16 protein-coding genes are annotated in these 19,278 nt (G+C 40.8%); 15 read left to right on the plus strand and 1 reads right to left on the minus strand.

Annotated elements, in window-relative coordinates; genetic code table 11:
- Nucleotides 1-14: 14 nt before the first annotated feature.
- The 13 genes from aroB (at nt 15) to M1F56_RS06515 (ending at nt 15,456) form a co-directional block, all read left to right on the plus strand.
- Nucleotides 15-1,082 carry a 3-dehydroquinate synthase gene (gene aroB, locus M1F56_RS06455; RefSeq protein WP_247917228.1) on the plus strand — a complete coding sequence of 356 codons (1,068 nt, stop codon included), beginning with the start codon at nt 15-17 and terminating at the stop codon, nt 1,080-1,082.
- A 9-nt stretch (nt 1,083-1,091) separates the two neighbouring features.
- Nucleotides 1,092-2,258 carry a chorismate synthase gene (gene aroC, locus M1F56_RS06460; RefSeq protein ID WP_070697342.1) on the plus strand — a complete coding sequence of 389 codons (1,167 nt, stop codon included), beginning with the start codon at nt 1,092-1,094 and terminating at the stop codon, nt 2,256-2,258.
- A 9-nt stretch (nt 2,259-2,267) separates the two neighbouring features.
- Complete coding sequence (locus M1F56_RS06465) at nt 2,268-3,377, plus strand: prephenate dehydrogenase (RefSeq protein WP_247917229.1); 1,110 nt, start codon at nt 2,268-2,270, stop codon at nt 3,375-3,377.
- A 10-nt stretch (nt 3,378-3,387) separates the two neighbouring features.
- Entirely contained in the window at nt 3,388-3,726 is a 339-nt protein-coding gene (locus M1F56_RS06470; protein ID WP_247917230.1) for a YlbF/YmcA family competence regulator, read from the plus strand.
- 90 nt (nt 3,727-3,816) lie between these two features.
- Complete coding sequence (gene aroA, locus M1F56_RS06475) at nt 3,817-5,100, plus strand: 3-phosphoshikimate 1-carboxyvinyltransferase (RefSeq protein ID WP_247917231.1); 1,284 nt, start codon at nt 3,817-3,819, stop codon at nt 5,098-5,100.
- On the plus strand, nt 5,093-5,569 hold the full coding sequence (locus M1F56_RS06480) for a shikimate kinase (protein WP_247917232.1): 477 nt from the start codon (nt 5,093-5,095) through the stop codon (nt 5,567-5,569). The genes aroA and M1F56_RS06480 overlap by 8 nt, the downstream gene beginning before the upstream one ends.
- Entirely contained in the window at nt 5,566-6,414 is an 849-nt protein-coding gene (gene pheA / locus M1F56_RS06485) for a prephenate dehydratase (protein ID WP_247917233.1), read from the plus strand. Before M1F56_RS06480 ends, pheA begins: the two co-directional genes overlap by 4 nt.
- Nucleotides 6,411-7,706 (plus strand): LCP family protein, encoded by a 1,296-nt coding sequence (locus tag M1F56_RS06490; protein WP_049538347.1) that lies wholly within the window; start codon nt 6,411-6,413, stop codon nt 7,704-7,706. Before pheA ends, M1F56_RS06490 begins: the two co-directional genes overlap by 4 nt.
- Before the next feature lie 145 nt (nt 7,707-7,851).
- Nucleotides 7,852-8,688: a LicD family protein gene (locus M1F56_RS06495; protein WP_247917234.1), complete on the plus strand. Its 837-nt coding sequence runs from the start codon at nt 7,852-7,854 to the stop codon at nt 8,686-8,688.
- Nucleotides 8,685-9,653, plus strand: coding sequence for a glycosyltransferase family 2 protein (locus tag M1F56_RS06500; protein ID WP_247917235.1), 969 nt, complete (start codon nt 8,685-8,687; stop codon nt 9,651-9,653). Before M1F56_RS06495 ends, M1F56_RS06500 begins: the two co-directional genes overlap by 4 nt.
- A 21-nt stretch (nt 9,654-9,674) precedes the next feature.
- Entirely contained in the window at nt 9,675-11,834 is a 2,160-nt protein-coding gene (locus M1F56_RS06505) for a LicD family protein (RefSeq protein WP_247917236.1), read from the plus strand.
- A gap of 57 nt (nt 11,835-11,891) precedes the next feature.
- Nucleotides 11,892-12,704, plus strand: coding sequence for a LicD family protein (locus M1F56_RS06510; protein ID WP_247917237.1), 813 nt, complete (start codon nt 11,892-11,894; stop codon nt 12,702-12,704).
- A gap of 43 nt (nt 12,705-12,747) precedes the next feature.
- Nucleotides 12,748-15,456: an MBL fold metallo-hydrolase gene (locus tag M1F56_RS06515; RefSeq protein ID WP_247917238.1), complete on the plus strand. Its 2,709-nt coding sequence runs from the start codon at nt 12,748-12,750 to the stop codon at nt 15,454-15,456.
- A 45-nt stretch (nt 15,457-15,501) separates the two neighbouring features.
- On the opposite strand, the gene M1F56_RS06520 is transcribed toward M1F56_RS06515, so the two are convergent.
- Nucleotides 15,502-16,980: an oligosaccharide flippase family protein gene (locus tag M1F56_RS06520; protein WP_247917239.1), complete on the minus strand. Its 1,479-nt coding sequence runs from the start codon at nt 16,978-16,980 to the stop codon at nt 15,502-15,504.
- Between the two features lie 122 nt (nt 16,981-17,102).
- On the opposite strand from M1F56_RS06520, the gene mecA reads away from it, so the two are divergent.
- Both mecA and M1F56_RS06530 read left to right on the plus strand, forming a co-directional pair.
- The gene (gene mecA, locus M1F56_RS06525; RefSeq protein WP_247917251.1) at nt 17,103-17,843 is read left to right on the plus strand and encodes an adaptor protein MecA; all 741 of its coding nucleotides are present in this window, start codon (nt 17,103-17,105) and stop codon (nt 17,841-17,843) included.
- A gap of 148 nt (nt 17,844-17,991) precedes the next feature.
- Nucleotides 17,992-19,278 carry a homoserine dehydrogenase gene (locus M1F56_RS06530; protein WP_247917240.1) on the plus strand — a complete coding sequence of 429 codons (1,287 nt, stop codon included), beginning with the start codon at nt 17,992-17,994 and terminating at the stop codon, nt 19,276-19,278.

The following is a 19,278-nucleotide window of genomic DNA, read 5'->3' on the forward strand; positions in this document are numbered from 1 at the left end:
AAGGAGACACTACTATGAAAATCAGAATCGATATTCCACATCATCCGTATGATATTCAGATTGAAAAAGGTTGTCTGGCCCAGGCTGGTCAATGGTTGAAAGAACTCTGGCAACCTCAAAAAGTGGTTATCGTAACAGACAACCATGTGGCCTCTCTCTATGCAGAGAAGGTCAAGCTCAGCCTAGAAGATGCTGGTTTTCAGGTAGCTGTTTTTGATTTCTTAGAAGGCGAAGAAAGAAAGAATTTAACCACTGTTCAAAAGGTCTATGAATTTCTAGTCAAGCAAGGTCTGACTCGTAGTGATGGAATTGTGGCCCTTGGTGGTGGTGTCGTTGGGGATTTGGCTGGCTTTGTGGCCTCTACCTATATGCGCGGGATTCACTTTGTTCAGATTCCGACTAGTTTGACAGCTCAGGTTGATTCTTCTATCGGTGGAAAGACAGGTGTTAACACTCCATTTGCTAAAAATATGGTGGGAACTTTTGCCCAACCAGATGGAGTTCTGATTGATCCGCTTGTCCTTGAAACACTCGGAAAAAGAGAGTTGATTGAAGGAATGGGTGAGGTTATTAAGTATGGCTTGATTGAGGATCCAGAACTATGGGCTCTCTTGACGGAGCTGGATGGTTCTGTAGAGAGCATTCTGGAGCATGCAGAGACTTTGATTGAACATTCTTGTCAGGTTAAGCGGAAGATGGTGGTCGAGGATGAGTTGGACAATGGTGTTCGCCTTTACCTCAATTTTGGGCACACTATTGGTCATGCTATTGAAGCGACTGCTGGCTATGGCAAGGTCATGCATGGTGAGGCTGTGGCTATGGGGATGGTGCAGATTTCCAAGATTGCTGAGGAAAAAGGCCTCATGCCAGCTGGTATAACCCAGTCCATCACAGCTATGTGTCAGAAATTTGGTTTGCCTGTTGACTATGAAAACTGGGATGTTGACAAACTTTATCAGGCTTTGACTCATGATAAGAAAGCGCGTGGGAACACCTTGAAATTGGTCTTGGTACCAGGGCTTGGTTCAGCGACCATTCACCCAGTTTCTCTGGAAGAGATGAAAGACTACTTGGTAAAATAAGGAGAACGTATGAGATATTTAACTGCAGGAGAATCACACGGTCCTCGTTTGACGGCTATCATTGAAGGAATTCCCGCTGGACTTCCTTTGACAGCTGAGGATATTAATGGAGACCTTAAACGCCGTCAGGGTGGCTACGGTCGTGGTGGTCGTATGAAGATTGAGAGTGACCAGGTTGTCTTTACTTCGGGCGTTCGCCACGGGAAGACGACAGGGGCTCCTATTACCATGGATGTCATCAATAAGGACCACCAAAAATGGTTGGATATCATGTCTGCGGAGGACATTGAAGACCGCCTTAAAAGCAAGCGGAAAATCACTCATCCTCGTCCAGGTCATGCTGATTTGGTTGGGGGCATCAAGTACCGTTTTGACGATTTGCGAAATTCTTTGGAGCGTTCATCAGCTCGTGAAACAACCATGCGAGTAGCAGTTGGAGCAGTAGCCAAACGTCTCTTAGCTGAACTGGATATGGAGATTGCCAATCATGTCGTGGTCTTTGGTGGCAAGGAAATCGATGTACCTGAAAATCTGACAGTGGCTGAGATTAAGGAACGAGCTGCCCAGTCTGAAGTTTCTATTGTCAACCAAGAGCGGGAACAGGAAATCAAGGACTATATTGACCAAATTAAGCGTGACGGTGATACCATCGGTGGAGTTGTGGAGACAGTCGTCGGAGGCGTTCCAGTTGGCCTTGGTTCCTATGTCCAATGGGACAGAAAATTGGATGCGCGATTGGCTCAAGCAGTTGTCTCTATCAATGCCTTTAAAGGGGTGGAATTTGGTCTTGGCTTTGAAGCTGGTTACCGTAAAGGCAGCCAAGTCATGGATGAAATTCTCTGGTCTAAAGAAGATGGCTATACTCGCCGTACCAATAATCTGGGTGGTTTTGAAGGTGGTATGACCAATGGGCAACCAATTGTTGTTCGTGGAGTTATGAAACCCATTCCCACTCTTTACAAACCACTTATGAGTGTGGATATCGAAACCCACGAACCATACAAGGCAACCGTGGAGAGAAGTGATCCGACAGCTCTTCCAGCAGCAGGTGTGGTCATGGAAGCTGTTGTGGCAACGGTTCTGGCGCAAGAAATCCTTGAAAAATTCTCATCAGATAATCTTGAAGAATTAAAAGAGGCAGTTGCCAAGCACCGAGACTATACAAAGAACTATTAAGGAGTCCTTATGGCAAAAACCATCTATATCGCAGGTCTCGGTTTGATTGGTGCTTCGATGGCACTCGGCATCAAGCGCGATCATCCGGATTATGAAATTCTAGGTTATAATCGCAGTCAGGATTCGAGAGACATTGCCTTGGAGCGGGGGATGATTGACCGTGCGACGGATGATTTTGCCAGTTTCGCTCCCCTAGCAGATGTCATCATCTTGACCTTGCCAATCAAACAGACCATTGCTTTTATTAAGGAGCTGGCAAACTTAGACTTGAAGGAAGGCGTCATTATCTCGGATGCCGGCTCGACCAAGTCAGCCATCGTTGATGCGGCAGAGCAGTATTTGGCTAGCAAGCCTGTTCGCTTTGTCGGGGCCCATCCCATGGCTGGTAGCCACAAGACAGGGGCTGCATCTGCGGATGTTAATCTCTTTGAAAATGCCTACTATATCTTCACACCTTCGAGCCTGACAAGTCCTGGTCCTGACACACTTGAGGAAATGAAAGATCTGCTTTCTGGCCTTCATGCTCGTTTTATCGAGATCGATGCCAAGGAGCATGATCGGGTGACTTCTCAGATTAGCCATTTTCCTCATGTTCTGGCTTCTAGTCTCATGGAGCAGACTGCGGCCTATGCTCAAGAACATGAGATGGCAAGACGCTTTGCGGCGGGTGGTTTTCGAGATATGACTCGCATTGCGGAAAGCGATCCAGGTATGTGGACTTCCATTCTCTTGTCCAATCGTGAGACTATTCTAGATCGAATTGCGGATTTCAAGGAGCGATTAGATGAGGTTGGACAAGCCATTAGCAAGGGAGATGAGGAGCAAATCTGGAACTTTTTCAATCAAGCACGTGAGCAACGACAGGCCATGGAAATCCATAAGCGTGGTGGTGTGGATAGCTCTTATGACCTTTATGTCGACGTTCCCGATGAAGAAGATGTCATCTTGCGGATTTTGGAATTGCTACGTGGGACTTCTTTGGTTAATATCCACATCAACGAAGAAAACCGTGAGGATGTTCACGGGATTCTACAAATTTCATTTAAAAATGCTCAAGATTTAGAACGAGCTGAGCGATTAATTACAGAAAATACAGACTATACAGTCGTTGTCAAATAAGGAGAAAATCATGTCAAATATTTACGATAGTGCAAATGAACTTAGTCGTGGGTTACGCGAATTACCAGAATACAAGGCGGTTAAGGCGGCAAAAGATGCCATCCAAGCAGATGAAAATGCTGGCAAGATTTTTGCAGACTACCTTGCCTTCCAACAAGAAATCCAAGTCATGGCTCAAACTGGACAAATGCCAGATGCCTCTTTCCAAGAAAAGATACAGTCTTTTAGCAAGCAAATCCAAGAGAACGCTCTTTTGTCAGATTTCTTTGCCAAACAGCAACAATTGTCCATTTACCTTTCAGACATTGAAAAAATTGTCTTTGAACCTGTTTCAGAATTATTGAAATAGTATTTTATCTGTATAAAAGCCAGAAATTTCAGGAATTTCTGGCTTTTTTGTGATAAAATAAGAAAAAGTATTGCAAGTATGAGGTAAACTATGAAACTAAAAACAAACATTTGCCACTTACATGGCAGTATCCGAGTTCCAGGTGACAAGTCTATCAGCCACCGTTCGATTATTTTTGGAAGTTTGGCTGAGGGAGAAACCAAGGTATATGATATTCTGCGTGGAGAGGATGTGCTCTCAACCATGCAGGTTTTTCGTGACCTTGGTGTTAAAATTGAGGACAAAGATGGGGTTATTACCATTCAAGGTGTAGGCATGGATGGCTTAAAAGCTCCGCAAAACGCCTTGGATATGGGTAATTCTGGCACCTCGATTCGCCTGATCTCAGGTGTACTTGCTGGTGCAGACTTCGAAGTAGAGATGTTCGGAGACGACAGTCTTTCTAAACGTCCTATGGATCGTGTGACGATCCCATTGAAAAAAATGGGCGTTAGCATTTCAGGGCAAACGGAGCGAGACCTGCCTCCTCTTCGCCTTAAAGGGACGAAAAATTTAAGACCGATTCACTATGAATTGCCAATCGCCTCTGCTCAGGTCAAGTCTGCCTTGATATTTGCAGCTTTGCAGGCTCAGGGGGAGTCCGTTATTATCGAAAAAGAATGCACCCGTAATCATACTGAAGATATGCTGCAACAATTTGGTGGTCATTTAAGTGTGGATGGCAAAAAGATCACAGTCCAAGGACCACAAAAACTGACCGAACAAAAGGTAGTTGTTCCAGGTGATATTTCGAGTGCAGCCTTTTGGTTAGTTGCTGGTTTGATTGTTCCAGAGTCTCGTGTGGTGCTGCAGAATGTGGGCATTAACGAAACGCGTACTGGTATCATTGATGTCATTCGCGCCATGGGTGGAAAACTAGAAATAACTGAAATCGATCCAGTCGCTAAATCTGCAACCCTAATTGTCGAGTCTTCAGACTTGAAAGGAACAGAAATTGGGGGAGCCTTGATTCCACGCTTGATTGATGAATTGCCCATTATTGCCCTTTTGGCGACCCAAGCAGAAGGAGTGACGGTTATCAAGGATGCAGAGGAACTTAAGGTCAAGGAAACCGACCGCATTCAGGTGGTGGCTGACGCCTTAAATAGTATGGGAGCGGACATCACTCCCACAGCAGATGGAATGATTATCAGAGGGAAATCAGCCCTTCATGGTGCGGGAGTCAATACGTTTGGTGACCATCGTATCGGCATGATGACTGCTATTGCTGCCCTCTTGGTTTCTGATGGAGAGGTGGAGCTTGACCGTGCCGAAGCCATCAATACCAGCTATCCTAGCTTCTTTGATGATTTGGAGACCTTGATTCATGGCTAAGGTATTACTCGGATTTATGGGAGCTGGCAAGTCGACAATCGCTAGAGGATTGGACCCAGACTACATCGATATGGATGCCTTAATCGAGGAACGTTTGGGCATGTCCATTGCGGATTTTTTCGCTGAAAAGGGAGAAGAGGCCTTTCGTCAAGTAGAGTCAGAAGTGCTAGCTGACTTACTAAAAACGGATCACGTTGTGTCAACTGGCGGAGGGGTCGTCATTTCTCAGAGAAATCGTGACTTGCTCAAACAAAATGCTGATAATATCTATCTAAAAGCCGATTTTGAAACCCTCTACCAACGTATCGCAGCTGATAAAGACAATCGACGGCCACTTTTTCTTAACAACAGTAAGGAAGAACTAGCAGCTATTTTCCAAGAAAGACAAGCTTGGTATGAGGAAGTAGCCAGTCGGGTTCTGGATGTGACCAAGTTAAGCCCAGAGGAAATTATAGAGGAACTGAGATGAAAATTGCCTATCTAGGTCCTAAGGGATCTTTTTCGCATCATGTTGTGCAGACAGCTTTTCCTCATGAGGAATTGCAGGCTTTTGCTAATATCACAGATGTTATCAAGGCCTATGAACAGGGCTTAGTGGACTATTCTGTGGTGCCAGTTGAAAACTCCATTGAGGGTAGTGTTCATGAAAGTTTGGATTATCTTTTTCACCAGGCTCGCATTCAAGCAGTTGCAGAAATCGTTCAACCCATTCACCAGCAGCTGATGGCAGTTCCAGGTCAGTCAAAAATTGAGAAAATCTTTTCCCATCCTCAGGCTCTGGCTCAAGGAAAGAAATTCCTCGATGTGCACTATCCAGAGGCCAAAATTGAGGTAACAGCCAGTACCGCCTATGCAGCCCGCTTTATCTCGGAACATCCAGACCAGCCATACGCAGCCATTGCTCCTAAAAGTTCAGCTGAAGAATATGGCTTGGAATTAATTGCTGAGGATATTCAAGAAATGGAAGCCAATTTCACACGTTTTTGGGTGTTAGGGGCAGAGATACCGAAGATTCCTTTGAACTCACAAGCTGAAAAAATGAGTTTGGCCTTGACCTTACCAGACAACCTACCTGGTGCTCTTTACAAGGCACTTTCGACTTTTGCTTGGAGAGGGATTGACTTAACAAAGATTGAGAGTCGCCCCCTAAAAACAGCCTTGGGAGAATACTTTTTCATTATTGATGTGGACTATAGTGACAAAAAACTGGTTCATTTTGCCAGACAAGAACTAGAAGCCATTGGAATCCAGCACAAGATACTGGGAACCTATCCGATTTTTACCATAACTGATTTAGAAAAGGAGAGTCAATGAGCAAAGAAAATCCTTTAAGTCATCACGAGCAGTTACGTTATGACTATCTCTTCAAAAATATTCATTATCTCAACGACCGTGAACGGAGGGAGTTTGACTATCTGCAGCAAAAAATGACAGGTCCCAAGTCTGAAGTTCACCATTTCTATCAAGAAGAAAAAGAAGAAACTTGGGGTAGAGATATTGATCTTCCGACTTATGGCAGTAGAAGTCGATCTAAGAGACGTGAAAAGGTAGCTCCTCTGCCTAAAGTCAAAAAGAAAAAAAGAAGAATTCGCTTCAAACGAATACTGACTTGGTTCTTGCTGTTGATTACATGTGTGGCTGCAGGGATGATTTTCATGTTTCTTCGAGGGTTCCAGTCAGCGGCCAATCCAACAAATAAGCCAGCTGATGCCAAGGCAGCTCAAGTAGAGGTCTTTAACGGTCAGGATACCAAAGACGGTGTGAATATCCTAGTCATGGGGACAGATGGCCGTATCGGTCAAAATAGTGCAGAAACCCGTACTGACACGATCATGGTACTGAATGTCAGTGGATCGGATAAGAAGATCAAACTAGTCAGCTTTATGCGTGACAACTTAGTTTATATCGACGGGTACAGTAAGATTGTAAATGGCCAGAAACAGACGGATAACAAACTAAATGTTGCTTATGAACTTGGGGAACAAGAAGGGCAAAAAGGGGCTGAAATGGTCCGCAAGGTTCTAAAAGACAACTTTGATTTGGATATTAAGTACTATGCCCTAGTTGACTTCCAGGCCTTTGCAACAGCTATTGATACCCTCTTCCCTGACGGAGTAACGATTGATGCCCAATTCTCAACATTGAATGGTCAACCTTTGACAGAAGCCACAGTTGGAGACGACCTTCATGCAACAGAGACAGAGTCCCCAACTCAAACCATCAAAGTTGGAAAACAGCAAATGAATGGATCCACCTTGCTGAACTATGCTCGCTTCCGTGATGATGATGAGGGAGACTATGGCCGTACCAAACGTCAGCAACAAGTCATGTCAGCAGTTCTTGAGCAAATCAAAGATCCAACCAAACTCTTCACAGGTTCTGAGGCACTTGGAAAAGTCTTTGGCATGACATCAACAAATCTACCGTATAGCTTCTTGTTGACCAATGGATTATCTGTCCTAGAAGGTGCTCAAAATGGAATTGAAAGACTCACAGTACCAGAACTTGGTGACTGGGTAGATGCTTATGATGTCTATGGAGGGCAAGGACTTCTTGTCGATCAAAATAAATACCAAACCAAACTCGCTCAAATGGGGATGAGATAAGAGGCGATAAATGAAAATCAAAGTTTGATTCACTAGTGAAATGGTGGTCTGAGCTTTGGTTTTTCTTACTATCTGATAGATTTTTAAGGCTTTTTTATGGTATAATAAAATGATATAACTCGTTATTGGACAGAAGAGGAGAGATATGAGTGATTTGAAAGCGATTCAGGCTCGTAGCCTGGAAATGGCTGAATATTTTGTCGCGTTTTGTAAAGAACATGATTTGTTATGCTACCTCTGTGGTGGAGGAGCTATTGGCGCCCTTCGTAATAAGGGTTTCATTCCTTGGGATGATGACTTAGACTTTTTCATGCCGCGTAAGGACTATGAAAAATTAGCAGAACTGTGGCCCCGTTATGCAGATGAGCGTTATTTCTTGTCAAAGAGCAAGAAGGATTTTGTAGACCGTAACCTTTTTATTACCATTCGTGACAAGGAAACCACCTGTATCAAGCCTTATCAGAAAGATTTGGATTTGCCCCACGGTTTGGCTTTGGATGTTTTACCTTTGGATTATTATCCTAAAAATCCGGCTGAGCGTAAGAAACAGATTCGTTGGGCCTTGATTTATTCACTCTTTTGCGCCCAAACCATCCCAGAAAAGCATGGTGCAGTCATGAAATGGGGAAGTCGCATCTTACTCGGTTTGACTTCTAAATCTCTACGTTATCGCATTTGGAAAAAAGCTGAAAAAGAAATGACCAAGTATGGTCTAGCTGAGAGCGATGGAATTACGGAATTATGCTCAGGTCCCGGCTACATGCGAAACAAATACCCGATCGCATCCTTTGAAGACAATCTTTTCTTGCCATTTGAAGGAACTGAGATGCCTATTCCAGTTGGCTACGATGCTTATCTCAGCACTGCTTTTGGGGACTATATGACACCGCCACCAGCAGACAAGCAAGTACCGCATCATGATGCTGTCATAGCTGATATGGATAAGTCTTATACAGAATACAAGGGAGAATATGGAGCATGATGGGAGAAAAAATAAGCGTTATCGTTCCGGTCTACAATGTAGAAGCCTATCTGGAGCGATGTGTGGAGTCGATTCTTCAACAGACTTATGCCCATTTTGAGTTAATCTTAATCAACGATGGTTCTACTGATTCCAGCGGACAGATCTGTGATCACTTAGCATCTCAGTATGGGAATATCAAGGCTCATCATATCGAAAATGCTGGTGTTTCAAATGCTAGAAATATGGGAATTCAGCTAGCGACGGGTTCTTGGGTTACCTTTATTGATAGCGATGATTTCGTTACCCAGGATTACCTAGCTACTTTAGCTAGTGCAGTTGAGGGGTTGAATGTAGGCTTTGTTATTGCTCCTCTGCACCATATTAAAAATGGCGTTGTAACAGACCTACCTCCACATTCTGGAAAAACAGAACTCTGGTCAACAGAAGAAACCATGAAGGAACTACTGATGACCACCAGAACGTCATTTTTTCCAGTTGCAAAACTGTTTAAGAGAGACCTGCTTGCGGATGAAAAGTTTAATACAAATTATCACCTAGCTGAAGATGCCTTATTTTTAACTGAATTGCTACTAAAGACAAGATGCAGTAGCGTATTTATTGACAAGCCTGTTTATTATTATGATCATCGTGAGGGAAGTGCAACAACATCTGTTAATCAGCATGTGTTTGATACGATAGAAGTTTATCAGCAAATAATTGCTCAAGTTTCACAAGTCTTTCCTAATTTAAAATATGAATTAAAAAATAGAGAATGTTGGTCGTACATCACAGTTTACGATAAAATTATCTTTACTTCAAGTGAAGAGTATCAAAAGGAGAAGGTCGAGCTGAGGACTTGGATTGTTCAGCATCGACGCGAAATATGGAAGGATGCTTATTTCACTACTTTTCGCAAGGTAGCGATCCTTTCACTTGTCATTTCTCCATGGCTATATAAGAAAATTGTTGGATTAAAAAACTAATATCATGAGAAGGAGTTGAAAATGAATTTTTCAAAAATGGATGAATACTTTGAAAAATCAAAACCATGGATTGCGTATCTATTTGTTTTCATTTCGATTTTAAGTATGAGTTCACTGGTTTATAAGATAGCAAATCCCCTCTACAAGGGATTGTCCGCGATTGTAGTGCTTTATATTTGCTATACCTTATTGTTTAAGTGGAAAGAAATCACAGTAGATCGCAAATTTCTATCCTTATTTGGACTCTTAGCTGGAAGTCACCTGCTATCTGCTGTCTTCAATCGCTCTGGACATCTGATTGGAAATGTGATTGAAATTCTCTTCATGGTAACCTATGTTTTATTATTTACCATGTTACAATCAGGGCAACTTAAAAAATTATTTGACTGGATTGCATATACGGTTCAAATTGTATCTTTTTCTTCAGCAATTTTTGCGTTTGGTTTATTGATAAGTAGAGTCCTCATCCTATTTAAGATTGGTGAACAATCTTATTACTATGGTGTCATGAATGGACGTCTGTGGGGGATTGTCAATCCAAATGCTAGTGCAATATTTTCATACATTAGCATTATTTTGGCTATGTATTTGATCCATAAAGGAAGTAAATATTCTGTTTATCTTAAACTGAATAATGTGATTCAATTCGTTTACTTCGCTACGATGCAAAGTCGAGGAGCCTTACTTTCTTTACTTCTCATGATTGGACTCTATAGTTTCTTTGCTACTAGAGGAAGTATCGTTAAACGATTCCTCACTTTTATTGTTGCTGGTTTGCTGATTACTGCAACTAATATTGGATTAAGCTATGCAACTTCAATTTATATCTTATCTGAAACTGCGACTGTCTTAGATTTAAACAAAGGACAGTCCTACGCTGAGACAGATTCATCTGTCACTAAGAAGAACGGTGAACTCCATCTGATCGAAACAACACCAAGTGGTAGAACCTATATTTGGAAAAATGCCATCAAGATGGGAAGTACAAAACCAATTTTTGGTTATGGTGTACGAAATGTTCCAGATTACTATACAGAATATTTCAGTAAATTTGAGATTCAAAACTCCCTTATCGGTGGGAATTTCCATAACATTTTTGTGACCATATTTGTCAGTTCGGGAGTTCTAGGTTTGGTATCCTTCCTTCTTGTACTGGCTTATGTCATCAAGCGCTTTTTAACGTATTTGATTGTTTCAAAGAAAAATACTGATAAATTGATCATGATCCTTTTCTTCGGTATCTTGTTTGGTCAATTATTTGAAAGTCAGATTATGTATTCAACCAACTTTATTAATATCATCTTCTGGCTAGCGATTGGCTATGGACTCGTAGTCTGCAAACGGGATGAAGGAGTTCGGTACCAAGAAGTAACAGATGTCAATGAAATTCAAGAGATGGAACTTGGAATCATGGAGTATATTCATGAAGTTTGTCAGAAAATTGGGGTTAAGTATTTCTTAGCATATGGAAGTCTAATTGGTGCTGTTCGCCATCAAGGATTTATCCCTTGGGATGATGACATGGATATCTGCATGTTACGAGAAGATTATGAAAAATTGCAAGACTACCTTATCGCTAACCCTGATGAACGTTACGAGGTCATGTCTTATAAAAACAATCTCAACTATGTCTATCCCTTCATGAAAGTGCAGGATAACCATACCTACTTGCTCGAAGAAGATGTACGAATTGATTCAAATATGGGAATCTATGTGGATATTTTCCCTGTAGATGGCTACGAGGATGACGTAGAATTTAAAAACAAGATGACGAAACTGATAAAGAAACGTCAATTGAGTTGCTACACCTTTAAAGGCATTACCAATACGAAAAGTGTACTGAATTCACTGCTACGCTATGTGTCAGTTATTATTTTCTATTTCACCAATACGAACAAATACGTTGCCCAGATTGAAGAACTTGCAAAATCCCGTAAAGTCTCAGATTATGAGCAAGTGGATTATCTTATCTACAAGGATATGAACAAACCAGTGTGGAGACGTGAATGGCTGGAACAAGTTACTACTGGAACATTTGAAGGTAAGGAATTTACCATTCCAAAACACTACCATGAAATTTTGACCTCAGACTACGGAGACTATATGCAATTGCCACCGGTTGAACAAAGAGTATCTCATCATGATTTTAAATTATGGAAGATTGTTAAAAGGTCTAAATGACGGGATTGAAATTAAGAAACGTTTAAAAATATAGTCAAATTTAGGAGAATAAAACCTATGTCTGAAAGAACTTTAACTCTTGAAGAAATCAAGCAAGTAGAATTGGATATTTTAAAGTATCTACATGAGCTTTGTGAACAACATCAAATCAAATACTTTATTGATTTTGGAACCTTACTAGGAGCTGTACGCCATAAAGGATTCATCCCTTGGGATGATGATACAGATATTTCCTTAGCGCGTGATGAATTTGAAAAACTGTATAAGGTTTTACAAAATGAAAATCATCCCTACTATAAATTGATTTCATTCAGAGAAACAAAGGGATATCCATACAGTTATATGAGAGTCTATGATGTAAGGACACGTCGAGATGCTAACCTCGTAGACCCAATGGTCGTATTGGGAACTTGCGTTGACATTTTTCCATATGATGGTGTCGTAACACAAGAAAGTGACCGTAAGAAAATGAAACTCTACAAATATTTCGTTCGCCTTTCTTCTTTGAATTTTAAAGGGATCAAGTCTGAGAATGGTGGACTTAAAAACCTCCCTCGTTATATGGGATCAGCTATTTTCCGCTTAACTTCTCCACAGCTATGGAATCAAAAATTAGAGAGTCTTGCTTTGAAGTATAGTGTAGATCAAGCAACAGATCTTACTTGTACTATCTATGACCCTTATTATCCAAATGGTATAAAAAAAGAATGGCTCTATGATTTGATTGATATGCCTTATGAAAACATTGTGGTCAAGGTTCCGAGAAGGTACCATGAAGTACTTGTCTACGAATTTGGAGAAAACTATATGACTCCACCCCCTATTGAGCAGCAAGTCCCAGGAGGGGATAAAAACTACTGGATTGATTAGATTAGTAAAAGTTGCTTATTGTTAAGATAAAGGAGTTTTCAAGATGAAAAATAAATGGTTATTAAAATCAGTTAGATATAGTGTTCTCGCATTCTTTCTATTACTGATTCAGTTATCGCAAGGAGTAGATGCAGATACTATCTCTGCAGGTTCGGGCAATCGTATCCATTTCATAAATACTAAAGCAAAATCTGGAAGTGATGCCATCCTTCTGGAAAGTAATGGTCATTATGCTTTGATTGATATGGGAGAAGACTATGATTTCCCTGATGGGAGTGACCCACGCTATCCAAGCCGCTGGGGAATTTCCATGAGAAATAATCAAGTATTGGAAGATCGCTTGATTCGCCACCTGGATCAAATAGGTGTAAAAAAATTAGATTTTATTCTAGGAACTCATGTCCATAGTGACCATATTGGTGGAGCGGATGAAATACTCAATCGATATCAAGTCGGTAAGTTTTATTTGAAAAAATATTCAGATGATCGGATCACCTCACACTGGGGACTTTGGGATAATCTTTTTAATTATGATAATGCTTTGAGAGCGGCTCAAAAACGAGGGGTTACTCTTATTCAGAATATTACAGATGAGGATAGTCACTTTAAATTAGGTGATATGGATATCCAACTCTATAACTATAAGAATGAATATGATGCTGATGGGAATCTGAAAAAAGTTCGAGATGATAACTCCAACTCCATTGTTTCAGTAGTGACTGTGGCAGGAAAGAGAATCTATCTTGGTGGAGATTTGGATAATGCCGAAGGAGCAGAAGATAAGTTAGGTCCAGTTATCGGCAAGGTTGATATGATGAAATGGAACCATCATTATGATGCGACAATTTCAAATACGATTAATTTCCTTGAAAACTTATCACCAAAAATGATTATTCAGACAACTGGTGGAGATATTAATGTTGCTTCAACCAGAGAATACCTTCAGAAGAAAAATATTCAGGTTCTTCATGCTGCGAGCCAAACTCAAGATGCTACCGTTTTTGATATTAGCGATAAAGGATTTGCTAATGTTTCAAATACCTTCCCTGATATCCCTGTAGTTGACGAAAAATGGTATCAAGAAGATGGTTATTGGAAATATCGTTTGACTGACGGAGAAATGGCTATCGGCTGGAGAGAGATTGGCGGAGCCACTTATTTCTTTAACGGAAAAGGACAAATGCAAGCAGGTCGCTGGCTTCATCTTAACGACGACTGGGGAGAAAATGCCAAAGGGAATGATTACTATCTGAACCAAAATGGTAAAATGCAAACTGGTGGTTGGTTCAAACTAGATGACTCTTGGTATTATATCCAATCAAATGGTGCTAGACGATTTAGCGAGCTCTCTGAAATTGGAGGGAAAAAGTATCTATTTGCGGCAGATGGGAAGATGCTAACAGGACATCAAGTCTATAATGGCAAGAAGATGTTCTTTAGCGAAAGTGGTGCACTCCAAGCAGCAGGTAAGCCTTCAACTTGGCAAAAGATTGATTCAGATTGGTATTTCTATGATGAGGATGGGCTAAAGACTGTCGGTAAAAAGAATATTAATGGAAGCACGTACTACTTTAATCAAGAAGGTGTCATGCAAACTGGCTGGACCTTTGTTGATGGTCACTGGAACTATTTTGCAAGTTCTGGAGCTATGAAAACTGGCTGGGTCAAGGATCAGGAAACATGGTATTATCTGGATAAAGATGGCATCATGTTAACTGGCAGACAAGATATCAATGGTGTTCGTTACTATTTGAATGCTAGTGGTGCCATGCAAACAGGCTGGGCCTTTGTTGATGGTCACTGGAACTATTTTGCAAGTTCTGGAGCTATGAAAACTGGTTGGATCAAGGATCAGGAAACATGGTATTATTTGGATAAAGATGGCATCATGTTAACTGGAAGCCAGGATATCAATGGTGTCCGTTACTATTTGAATGCCAGTGGTGCCATGCAAACAGGCTGGGCCTTGATTGATGGTCACTGGAACTATTTTGCAAGTTCTGGAGTTATGAAAACTGGTTGGTTGAAAGATAATGAATCATGGTATTATTTGGATCCAGAAACAGGTATCATGGCTGTAGGCTCTAAAGAAATTGACGGTAAGAACTATTTCTTCAGCTCTGCAGGTACTATGCAAGTTGGATGGCAGTGGTCAAATGATTCTTGGCATTATTACGCTACGTCTGGCGCAGTCCAAACTGGTTGGTTGAAAGATGGTGATGCTTGGTACTATCTTGAAGGAAAAGAAGGCATTATGCTGGTCGGCCTTCATCAAGTAGATGGTAAGCAATATTACTTTAGCAGATCTGGAGCCATGCAAACAGGCTGGAAATGGTTTGATAATCATTACCGTTACTTTGAATCAAACGGTGCCATGAAAACTGGTTGGATAAAAGACAAAGGCGTTTGGTATTATCTAAATCCTGAAGATGGTATCATGTTGGTTGGTCTTCATAAAGTAAATGGTGATCATTATTACTTTGATGAATCAGGAGCTATGCAAACGGGTTGGAAACAGCTTGATGGTAATTGGTACTATTTCCAAGCTGATGGTTCTTTATTGAAGAACGCAACAACACCTGATGGTTACAAAGTAAACGAAGAAGGTATCTGGAAACAGGCTGTTGCTGCTGTAAATAGCGAGGCAGTTAAGCCAGAACAGAAACAAGAAGCTAATTCCTCTATTGTTGAACAACCTAAACAAGATTCAAACCTAGAAGCCAACGCTTCTGAAAAGAAGGAAAAAGAATAAAGAAGAAATCCCCTACTGGCAACTAATTTATCAGTAGGGGATTTTTTAATTTCGTTTTAATTTAGCAAGTACAAGGTTCAGTGCATAGTGGAGTGTTTTGTCTTTGGCGATAAAGAGGGCCAAGAGATAATAGATACCACAAGTTGCTACGGTAGAAAGAACCATGAGAATCATATTGAAGTTTACTGTGTAGGAATTGATTTGGAAAATCATCTTGAAAATATAGAAGATTGGGATAAAACCAAGGGATATGAAGCTATAACGTGTTAAGGTTATAAAAATTTCTTTTAAACTAATCAGTTGATGTTTCTTGATAAAATGAATTTCAAGTAAAACGACGATAGTTTCTGCGATAATGGTCGTAGCGATGTAATACTCAGGTGCAAAAATATTATTGAAATACAAGATGCTATTTAATAGTATATTGGCGCCACCACCAAGGAAGTAGAAGGCAGTTAAGCGATTTTCATGGTCGTTGATAAAGATAATCTGTTTACCAAGAATCAATTCAATAGCCCAGATGATGGTGCGAAAAGCGAAGACGCTAGTTACGATACCCGCTTCAAGATATTTTTCAGAAGAATAAATAACAGTTGCGTACCGTCCCAATATCATAATCCCGATACTAGTTGGAACCATAAGGAAATAGAATAAGGATGCCGCTTGATTCACGAGATAATTATAGGACTTGTAATCCTTTTTACCAAGATAGTAGCCGAGGCGTGGAATACTGACGTTGATAGCTCCACTCAAGACACTGGCAATCAGCATGACGATACTATAGGCAATTGTATAATAGGAAATATAGTTTTCATCCGGTCCCTTGGTGATAAACATTCTATCTAGCAAGGTATAAAGCATATTAGCGTTTGCTAAGAGAAGCATAGTGAAGAGCGGTTTAGAAGCTTTAGCTAATTCGACGAATCCAATTTTAACAAAAGAAACTTCCCTCTTAATCCAAAGAAAACTGAGCAGGTAGTTGAGGATAGTGGTCGCTGTCATAACGATAGCATAAGGAACGATATCATCTGCCGTTTTAACGAAGGCGAAGATAGCGACCAGCATGGTAATTCGAATAATTAACGTTTTGTAGAGGATGAAGGCATAGTTTTCATAAGCCTCGTTCATCCATTCGATATTGAGAAATTGGAAGAGTGCTTGGGCCCCTAGGATGTAGTAGAGGACTTTCAGATTCTCAATGCTGGTGTCAAAGAAGATAATGAGGAAGTAGATACCAGTGGTCAGGAGAGAGGTAAAAACCGAGATATAAAACAACTTAGAAAAGACGTAGTTGATTTTATTCTTGTCATCCTTGACCTTACTGATAGCTCGAATCCCGTAGTTGTATATCCCAAAGGCAGCTAGTGGAATAACAAAGCTAGCCCAGGTATTGGCCGTATTGAAATAACCGTAATTGGATTTGCTGAGAATCCGCGTCAGATAAGGGTTGGTTATCAGTGGAAAAACGATATTGAGAATATTGACCAGCAGGCTGGCCAAGGCATTTACTTTTATATTTTTCATTGAACTTTCTTTCTTAAATCTAAAATCATCTCTAGTATTATATCACATTCTCGCTTCATTCTTTTGATAAAATCGTAAAAATCTAGTATAATAGATAGACTGAAAGTATGAGGTTACTAGATATGAAGATGAAACAAATTAGTGATACAACACTGAAAATCACGATGACTTTAGATGATTTGATGGATCGGGGGATGGAGATTGCAGACTTTCTCGTTCCTCAGGAAAAAACCGAAGAGTTTTTCTATGCTATTTTAGATGAATTAGAGATGCCAGACAATTTCTTGGATAGTGGTATGCTGAGTTTCCGTGTGACGCCAAAACCTGATAAGGTCGACGTCTTTGTGACCAAGTCCAAGATTGACCAAAATTTAGATTTTGAGGATCTGGCGGACCTACCAGATATGGAAGAATTAGCCCAAATGTCGCCGGATGAATTTCTCAAAACCTTGGAAAAGAGCATTGCAGACAAGACCAAGGACGATATTGAAGCTATCCAATCTCTAGAGCAGGTTGAAGCAAAGGAAGAAGAGCAAGAGCAAACAGAAACGGAGACTGAGAGTAAGAAAGAACCTTATATCTACTATATCCTGCGTTTTACAAGTCTTGCTGACTTGGTTGCTTTTGCAAAGACGGTTAACTACCAGATGGAAACATCTGAACTCTATAAGATGAATGGACACTATTATTTGGCAATCTTAGTCGATGTAGAAAATCATCCAAGTCCATATCCAGCCTGGCTCTTGGCTCGTATGCGTGAATTTGCAGACGACAGTGACATCAGTCGTTCAATCTTACAAGAGTATGGGCAAATCTTGATCAATCACGATGCAGTTCTCGGTCTGCAAAAGATTGGTTCATAGTTTTTAGAAATCAATTTTTACTTATCAGAAAAGGCGAATCAGATGATTCGTTTTTTCTTTTCTAGACTGAAATAGTGATTTACTATATTAGGAATTTTCACAAAATTCTGTTATAATGGCTATATCAGAAAATTTCTAGGAGACAAACATGACAGTTAAAATTGCTTTACTTGGATTTGGTACCGTTGCAAGTGGTGTACCATTCCTCCTAAAGGAAAATGGAGAAAAAATCTTCCAATCAGCTCATTCAGAGATTGAAGTAGCCAAGGTATTGGTCAAGGATGAAGACGAAAAGAATCGCTTGCTTGCTGCAGGGAATGACTTTAACTTTGTAACCAATGTAGATGATATTTTATCAGACAAAGATGTTACCATCGTAGTGGAATTGATGGGGCGTATCGAGCCAGCTAAAACCTTTATCACTCGTGCCTTGGAAGCTGGAAAACACGTTGTTACAGCGAACAAGGACCTTTTGGCTGTCCATGGCGCAGAATTGCTAGAAATCGCTAAAGAGCATAATGTGGCACTATACTACGAAGCAGCAGTAGCTGGTGGGATTCCAATTCTTCGTACGTTGGCAAATTCGCTGGCTTCTGACAAAATCACTCGTGTCCTTGGCGTCGTTAACGGAACTTCTAACTTCATGATGACTAAAATGGTCGAAGAAGGCTGGTCTTATGATGACGCTTTGGCTGAAGCTCAAAGACTTGGATTTGCAGAAAGTGACCCAACAAATGACGTGGATGGGATTGACGCAGCTTATAAGATGGTGATTTTGAGCCAATTTGCTTTTGGCATGAAGGTTGCCTTTGACGATGTAGCCCACAAGGGAATCCGCAACATCACACCAGAAGACGTAGCTGTTGCCCAAAATCTCGGCTATGTAGTGAAATTGGTAGGTTCTATCGAGGAAACTCCTTCAGGTATTGCTGCGGAAGTAACTCCAACCTTCCTTCCTAAAGCACATCCACTTGCCAGTGTGAATGGGGTAATGAACGCTGTTTTTGTAGAATCTATTGGTATCGGTGAGTCTATGTACTACGGACCAGGTGCTGGTCAAAAACCAACTGCAACGAGTGTTGTAGCGGACATTGTCCGTATCGTTCGTCGCTTGAATGATGGCACCATTGGCAAAGACTTCAACGAATATAGCCGTGAACTTGTCTTGGCAAATCCAGAAGATGTCAAAGCCAATTATTACTTCTCAATCTTGGCCCCAGACTCAAAAGGTCAGGTCTTGAAACTAGCTGAAATCTTTAATGCTCAAGATATTTCCTTCAAGCAAATCCTCCAAGATGGCAAAGAGGGTGACAAGGCGCGTGTAGTGATTATTACTCATAAGATCAATAAAGCACAACTTGAGAATGTTTCAGCTGAGTTGGCCAAAGCTTCAGAATTTGACCTCTTGAATACCTTCAAGGTGTTAGGAGAATAG

The organism is Streptococcus oralis (genome assembly GCF_023109005.1).
In the GTDB taxonomy this organism is placed as follows: domain Bacteria; phylum Bacillota; class Bacilli; order Lactobacillales; family Streptococcaceae; genus Streptococcus; species Streptococcus oralis_BU.

What these genes read in the sequence shown, in the direction of transcription:
- aroB (WP_247917228.1), top strand. Translation starts at nt 15, where the DNA reads ATGAAAATCAGAATCGATATTCCACATCATCCGTATGATATTCAGATT.
- aroC (WP_070697342.1), top strand. Translation starts at nt 1,092, where the DNA reads ATGAGATATTTAACTGCAGGAGAATCACACGGTCCTCGTTTGACGGCT.
- M1F56_RS06465 (WP_247917229.1), top strand. Translation starts at nt 2,268, where the DNA reads ATGGCAAAAACCATCTATATCGCAGGTCTCGGTTTGATTGGTGCTTCG.
- M1F56_RS06470 (WP_247917230.1), top strand. Translation starts at nt 3,388, where the DNA reads ATGTCAAATATTTACGATAGTGCAAATGAACTTAGTCGTGGGTTACGC.
- aroA (WP_247917231.1), top strand. Translation starts at nt 3,817, where the DNA reads ATGAAACTAAAAACAAACATTTGCCACTTACATGGCAGTATCCGAGTT.
- M1F56_RS06480 (WP_247917232.1), top strand. Translation starts at nt 5,093, where the DNA reads ATGGCTAAGGTATTACTCGGATTTATGGGAGCTGGCAAGTCGACAATC.
- pheA (WP_247917233.1), top strand. Translation starts at nt 5,566, where the DNA reads ATGAAAATTGCCTATCTAGGTCCTAAGGGATCTTTTTCGCATCATGTT.
- M1F56_RS06490 (WP_049538347.1), top strand. Translation starts at nt 6,411, where the DNA reads ATGAGCAAAGAAAATCCTTTAAGTCATCACGAGCAGTTACGTTATGAC.
- M1F56_RS06495 (WP_247917234.1), top strand. Translation starts at nt 7,852, where the DNA reads ATGAGTGATTTGAAAGCGATTCAGGCTCGTAGCCTGGAAATGGCTGAA.
- M1F56_RS06500 (WP_247917235.1), top strand. Translation starts at nt 8,685, where the DNA reads ATGATGGGAGAAAAAATAAGCGTTATCGTTCCGGTCTACAATGTAGAA.
- M1F56_RS06505 (WP_247917236.1), top strand. Translation starts at nt 9,675, where the DNA reads ATGAATTTTTCAAAAATGGATGAATACTTTGAAAAATCAAAACCATGG.
- M1F56_RS06510 (WP_247917237.1), top strand. Translation starts at nt 11,892, where the DNA reads ATGTCTGAAAGAACTTTAACTCTTGAAGAAATCAAGCAAGTAGAATTG.
- M1F56_RS06515 (WP_247917238.1), top strand. Translation starts at nt 12,748, where the DNA reads ATGAAAAATAAATGGTTATTAAAATCAGTTAGATATAGTGTTCTCGCA.
- M1F56_RS06520 (WP_247917239.1), bottom strand. Translation starts at nt 16,980, where the DNA reads ATGAAAAATATAAAAGTAAATGCCTTGGCCAGCCTGCTGGTCAATATT.
- mecA (WP_247917251.1), top strand. Translation starts at nt 17,103, where the DNA reads ATGAAGATGAAACAAATTAGTGATACAACACTGAAAATCACGATGACT.
- M1F56_RS06530 (WP_247917240.1), top strand. Translation starts at nt 17,992, where the DNA reads ATGACAGTTAAAATTGCTTTACTTGGATTTGGTACCGTTGCAAGTGGT.